The sequence below is a fragment of the Paraburkholderia sp. CNPSo 3272 genome (assembly GCF_024206495.1).
Classification (GTDB): Bacteria; Pseudomonadota; Gammaproteobacteria; order Burkholderiales; family Burkholderiaceae; genus Paraburkholderia.
Genome location: NZ_JAMBPQ010000105.1, coordinates 1 through 841, shown reverse-complemented (window position 1 = coordinate 841; position 841 = coordinate 1). Strand labels below are relative to the sequence as shown.

1 pseudogene is annotated in these 841 nt (G+C 63.5%); it reads left to right on the top strand.

The features are described 5' to 3' along the window. A pseudogene (locus M3I53_RS37990) lies at window positions 1–841 on the top strand (Crp/Fnr family transcriptional regulator); the annotation flags it as partial.

The window sequence follows — 841 nt, the reverse complement described above, 5'->3', positions numbered from 1 at the left end:
GATCGAACACGGCGAAGGCGCTCAGTTTTTGCCAGCTGACCGTCGTGCCGGCGAGCCTCATCGAAGAAGAACTCGAACGCGTCACGCCGATGCTGCGCCATGTGGTGCGCACGCTCACGCGGCGTGTCAAGGCGAAGGACGATCTGCTCGCCACCTACACCCATGCCGACTTCATGCCGGGCGTACTGTCGTACGCGCATGTGCTCGCGCTGATCGCAGGGGCGAGCGATCGCGCCGAAAGCGGCGATACCTGGTCGCGGCACGGCGCGGGTGGCGCTGAAGTGAGCGTGCCGCTTGCTGACGTCGTGCAGAAATGCCGTGCCGTGGCCGGCCATTCGCGTCCGCATGTGATGGCCATGCTCCGGCGCATGGAAAAGCTCAATCTCGTCGCGATGCAAAGCGGGCAGGCCACGCACCTCGCCAATAACGCGGCAGCGGCGGAAGGCGCGTTGGGTCGCCAAGTGGTGACATTCGACCCCGTGCGCATCGTGGAGCGCGCGACGCAGGTGGCGGACAGCGATCTCGATGTGTCGATCAACAGCGAACTCGAACTGATCGAGCTGGGCGATCTAGAAGCGCTGATCGGCGTGGAGCGCAAGGTCATTCTCAACAAGCTCTCGCACGCCGAAATCGCCGACGAGGTCTTCGCGTTCCGCAAGTCGAAGGTGCTCAACTTCGTCGAGCAAAAGGGCGTCGCGTATTTTTCGCAGCGCACGAACCGCGGCTCGGGCGAACTCAAGGCGCTCGACGATCTGTTGTTCGTCGATCAGCGCACGCTGTTCGAAGCCGTGAGCGCGCTCGATACCTACGATCTCGCGAAGCTGCTCGCCTCGATCGAGGA